The organism is Actinomyces sp. ICM58 (genome assembly GCF_000283035.1).
Classification (GTDB): Bacteria; Actinomycetota; Actinomycetes; order Actinomycetales; family Actinomycetaceae; genus Pauljensenia.
Genome location: NZ_ALIY01000174.1, coordinates 1 through 4,461, shown reverse-complemented (window position 1 = coordinate 4,461; position 4,461 = coordinate 1). Strand labels below are relative to the sequence as shown.

Annotated in this window: 6 protein-coding genes; all 6 read left to right on the top strand. The window is 67.9% G+C overall.

The genetic code is table 11. The features are described from left to right. The first annotated feature begins 40 nt into the window (after positions 1 to 40). Positions 41 to 787: a signal peptidase I gene (gene lepB / locus HMPREF1138_RS07845; protein WP_009058471.1), complete on the top strand. Its 747-nt coding sequence runs from the start codon at positions 41 to 43 to the stop codon at positions 785 to 787. Next, a complete protein-coding gene (locus HMPREF1138_RS07840; RefSeq protein ID WP_009058466.1) occupies positions 784 to 1,455 on the top strand; it encodes a ribonuclease HII in 672 nt (223 codons plus the stop codon). Before lepB ends, HMPREF1138_RS07840 begins: the two co-directional genes overlap by 4 nt. Before the next feature lie 54 nt (positions 1,456 to 1,509). Continuing rightward, positions 1,510 to 1,809, top strand: a complete 300-nt coding sequence (locus HMPREF1138_RS07835) for a DUF2469 domain-containing protein (RefSeq protein ID WP_009058469.1) — start codon at positions 1,510 to 1,512, stop codon at positions 1,807 to 1,809. Positions 1,810 to 1,950: 141 nt separating this feature from the next. Then, entirely contained in the window at positions 1,951 to 2,391 is a 441-nt protein-coding gene (locus HMPREF1138_RS07830; RefSeq protein ID WP_039937522.1) for a YraN family protein, read from the top strand. Beyond that, positions 2,388 to 3,938: a YifB family Mg chelatase-like AAA ATPase gene (locus tag HMPREF1138_RS07825; protein ID WP_050981247.1), complete on the top strand. Its 1,551-nt coding sequence runs from the start codon at positions 2,388 to 2,390 to the stop codon at positions 3,936 to 3,938. Before HMPREF1138_RS07830 ends, HMPREF1138_RS07825 begins: the two co-directional genes overlap by 4 nt. Further along, positions 3,925 to 4,461 (top strand): DNA-processing protein DprA (locus HMPREF1138_RS07820; RefSeq protein ID WP_039937518.1); only part of this gene is annotated, 537 nt, incomplete at its 3' end. The genes HMPREF1138_RS07825 and HMPREF1138_RS07820, both read left to right, overlap by 14 nt.

The window sequence follows — 4,461 nt, the reverse complement described above, 5'->3', positions numbered from 1 at the left end:
TCGCCGTATCCTTGGATGGTTCACGACGTAAGGAGATCGGATGAGCTCGACTGCAGGCCCGGTGCTTGGGCCGGTGCACGCGCCGTCGCTGCGGGATCGCGAGCGCGCCGAGGCGCGTGCTCGCCGTAACCCCTGGGTGTGGCTACGCGAGATTCTCGTCATCATCGTCGTCGCGCTGGTGATCTCCTCACTCCTTCGCGCCTTCATCGTGCAGGTCTTTTGGATCCCCTCGCCCTCGATGCGTAACACACTGGTCGAGGACGACCGCATCGCTGTGTCCCGCGTGGACGCGCTGCGCTCGAATATTCACCGCGGAGACGTCGTCGTCTTTGACGACACGCTCGGCTGGCTCGGCACCACCGAGGTGTCTTCCTCGTCCGTCGTGCGCCGACTCGGAGAGTTCACGGGTTTCGTGCCCGCGGGCGGGGAGCAGACCCTCGTCAAGCGGGTGATCGGTGTGGGCGGCGACCGCGTCACCTGCGTGAGCGCCACCGGCAAGGTCAGCGTCAACGGCGTCGAGCTCGACGAACCATACGTCGCCGACGGCCAGGTGCCCTGCGGCGAGCGTACCTTCGACGTGACCGTGCCCGAGGGTTACCTGTGGGTGATGGGCGATAATCGTTCGAATTCCGCCGATTCTCGGTATCACATGGGTTCGGGTCAGTCGCCCTACGTGCCCGTCTCCTCCGTCGTGGGGACGGTGCAGGCCGTGATCTGGCCGGTCTCGCGTTGGTCTACTGACATCGGTCACCAAGAGGTCTTCACCTCCGTTCCCGACCCCTCATGACCGCCGCGGCGCGCGACCTGGAGCTCGCCCTAGCGAAGCGGTGGGGCCTCGTGGCGGGCATGGACGAGGTCGGCCGCGGGGCCCTCGCCGGCCCCGTTGCGGTCGGCGTCGCCGTGATCGGCCAGGACGCGCCTCCCGTTCCCGAGGGACTGACCGACTCCAAGGCGCTTTCCGCTCGTCGGCGCGAGGCTCTCGTCGCCCCCATTCACTCCTGGGTCCGTGACTGCGCCGTCGGCTACGCGTCCCCGCAGGAAATCGACCGATGGGGGATCGTCGCGGCTTTGCGCCTGGCGGGGCGCCGCGCCCTCGCCGAGGTGGCGAGCCGCGCAGTCATGCCGGGCGTCGTCTTGCTGGACGGTTGCCACGATTGGCTTTCCGCACCCGAGGACCTGTTCGCAGACGAAGGCGGTCCCGAGGATCCTTTTGGTATCGCCCTGCCCGTCCACATGCAGGTCAAGGCCGACCTGTCCTGCGCCGTCGTGGCCGCGGCCTCCGTCATCGCCAAGGTGGCCCGCGATCGCCTCATGAGCGAGGCCGACGACCCCGGATACGGGTGGGCCTCCAACAAAGGCTACGGCTCAGCAGCGCACGCCCGCGCGATCGGCCGCCTCGGCGTCAGCGACTTTCATCGTCGCTCGTGGAAGATGCCGACGAGCGCCACAAAGTAGGGCACGCCGGGGTGGCAGGGTGGCAAGCACGCCCAGGCCCGGCATGATGGGTTCGTGAGCGAAGAAATCGAAGGTTACGAGAACAACCTGGAGCTGGAGCTTTTCAAGGAGTACCGCGACGTCATCGGCTTGTTTACGTTCGTCGTGGAGACCGAGAGGCGTTTCTATCTGTGCAACCACGTGGACGTGCAGGCGCGCCCGGTGGGCGGTGACGTCTTTTTCGAGTTGACGCTCACCGACGCCTGGGTGTGGGACATCTACCGATCCTCCCGTTTTGTTCGCTCGGTGCGAGTCATCACCTACAAGGACGTGAATGTCGAGGAGCTCTCCAAGCCGGAGCTCGACATTCCCTAGCCTAGCGCCGTCCACAGGACAAGCGGCGCGAGCCGTTTATCCACAGGCCTTTGCGTCAACCGCTCCCTGTCCACAGGGGGCGGTTTTCGTGTTGTGTGGCCCGGTGACCGGGGCGCACTGTGGTCGTGGAGGTGAGCTCTCATGGAATGCTCAACACGACCCGATCGTCGGACTCTCGGTGCAGCCGGGGAACACACGGCCCGCCTGATGATTGAGGAAGCGGGCCTGCGCGTCCTGGAATGCAACTGGCGCGATGGCCGACGCGGCGAGCTTGACATCATCGCCCGAGACGAGACGGAGCCCGCGTGCTCGTGGACCGTCATCGTCGAGGTACGCACCCGGGTTGGTCGGGGAAAAGGCAGTGCTCTCGCATCGGTGGATGCACGTAAGGTCGCTCGGTTGAGGGCGCTCACGGGCGCCTGGTGCAGGCAGCGAGGCCGACTGGACTCGCGGGTCCGCATTGACGTCGTCGCGATCACGCTGTCGGCGCAGTCCCTTCGGCAATGGCCGGACGTGGATCGAGCGGACGTCGACGTGCGCGCTCTCGGTGCGCACGCGGTGTGGCTGCGGGGCGTGCAATGACCGGGCCAGGGCTTGCACGCACCTATTCGATCAGCGTGGTTGGCATTGAGGGACACCTCGTCGATGTCGAGACGTATGCCGGTGCCGGGCTCGTGGCCTTCACACTCGTCGGCCTGTTGGACACGTCGGTGCGCGAGGCCCGTGACCGGGTGCGCGCGGCCTTCGAGTCCTGCGGCCTTGACGTGCTGGATCAACGCATCACGGTGAACCTCTCGCCGGCGGGCATCCCGAAGTCGGGTTCTGGCTTCGACCTGGCCATCGCCTCGTCTATCGCGTTGGCGACGGGTCTCGTGTACCCGCGCGCTTTTCAGGACGCTGTCATCGTCGGGGAACTCGCCCTGGACGGTAGCATTCAGCCGGTGCGCGGAGTGTTGCCGGCCGTGCTCGCCGCCCGCTCACGGGGAGTGCGTCGGGTTATCGTCCCGGAGGCGTGCGCCCGGGAGGCGCGGCTCGTGGACGGCATCGAAGTGATCGCCTTCGCGCACCTGGCCGACCTCATCGCCTGGGGCGGGGGAGAGGCCATCAAGGCTCCTTTCCACGGCCACCTGGGAATGCGCGCCGTGGAACCAGGCCGTCAATCGCCCGCCGTCCTCGATATGGCTGACGTGCGAGGCCAGGGCGAAGCGGTGGGTGCGATGGAGGTCGCTGCGGCCGGAGGGCACCACGTCTTCCTCATCGGCGAGCCCGGCTCGGGCAAAACCATGTTGGCCTCGCGGCTGCCGACGATTCTTCCCGACCTGGATGCCGACACCGCGCTTGTGACGACGTCCTTGCATTCCGTGGCAGGGCTCGTACCTGCGGGCACTGCCCTTGTCATGCGCCCTCCCTTCCAGGCGCCCCACCATTCGGTGACGATGGCCGCCCTGATTGGGGGTGGATCACGCACCCTGACGCCGGGCGCGGCGTCGCTCGCACACGGCGGCATCCTGTTCCTCGACGAGGCCGCCGAGTTTGCGCCCTCCGTGCTCGACTCCCTGCGTGAACCCTTGGAGTCGGGGGTCGTCAACCTGCACCGGTCGGGGATCCACACGCGCTACCCGGCCTCGTTTCAGCTGGTCATGGCCTCCAACCCATGCCCCTGCGGCGGGGGACGGGCAGGGCGTCACTGCACCTGTTCCTCTGTCGCTCGGAGGCGTTACCTGGCGCGCTTGTCGGGCCCTCTCCTGGACCGGATGGACATTCGCATCGACGTGCACACGCCGACACGGGCGGACATGGCCTCGTGTACGACGCGCGACTCGGAGACGATCAGGCAGCGAGTGAGTGCCGCCCGCGACCGGGCCCGCCACCGCCTTGCGGGCACACCCTGGGTGTGCAATGCCCAGCTTCCGGGAGCGTGGATCAGGCGTCACTCGGGCATCGACGCCGAGCTGGTCGCCCAGCTGGACCGGCTCGTCGACGTCGGCGCCTCCTCGATGCGGGGAGTGGACCGCATGCTGCGCCTGGCGTGGACCCTGGCGGACTTGGCGGGGGCACCTCGACCGACAATTGACCACATCGTTGCAGCGCAGCAGCTGCGGAATGGACACGATCATGACACCAGATGAGACGATGCAAGAGGCGGCCTGGTGGTCGGCGGTGGCAGAACCCGCCGATCCCGCGGCGCGCGTACTGCGTGCGACGCTCGGGGACCGTCGGGGGCGCGAATGGCTCCAAGGGGAGTGGAGGGGCGTGCCGAGGGAACTGCGGTGCGCTGGCGAGGCCCGTTGGGACCAGCAGTGGAATCGCTGGCGTGAACGGGCGCTGACGGTCGATGTCGAGCGCGAACTGGCGCGGGTCGAGCGCGCCGGAGGCGGATTCATGACGCCCGCGGATCCGCGCTGGCCGGTCCAGCTTTCCTGCCTGGGAGAGGAGGAACCGCTTGGCCTGTGGTTCCTGGGTCGCCTGAGCGATTCGTCGCAGTCCGAGGGGCACGTCTCGATCGTTGGGGCGCGCGCCTCCACGTCGGCCGGGGGCAGGTGCGCGCGAAACATGGCCTACCACCTCGCGCGCTCGGGGTACGCGATCGTCTCTGGCGGGGCCATCGGCATTGACATTGAGGCGCACCGGGGGGCGCTGGCTGGCGGCGGG

What these genes read in the sequence shown, in the direction of transcription:
- HMPREF1138_RS07825 (WP_050981247.1), top strand. Translation starts at nt 2,388, where the DNA reads ATGACCGGGCCAGGGCTTGCACGCACCTATTCGATCAGCGTGGTTGGC.
- HMPREF1138_RS07830 (WP_039937522.1), top strand. Translation starts at nt 1,951, where the DNA reads ATGGAATGCTCAACACGACCCGATCGTCGGACTCTCGGTGCAGCCGGG.
- lepB (WP_009058471.1), top strand. Translation starts at nt 41, where the DNA reads ATGAGCTCGACTGCAGGCCCGGTGCTTGGGCCGGTGCACGCGCCGTCG.
- HMPREF1138_RS07840 (WP_009058466.1), top strand. Translation starts at nt 784, where the DNA reads ATGACCGCCGCGGCGCGCGACCTGGAGCTCGCCCTAGCGAAGCGGTGG.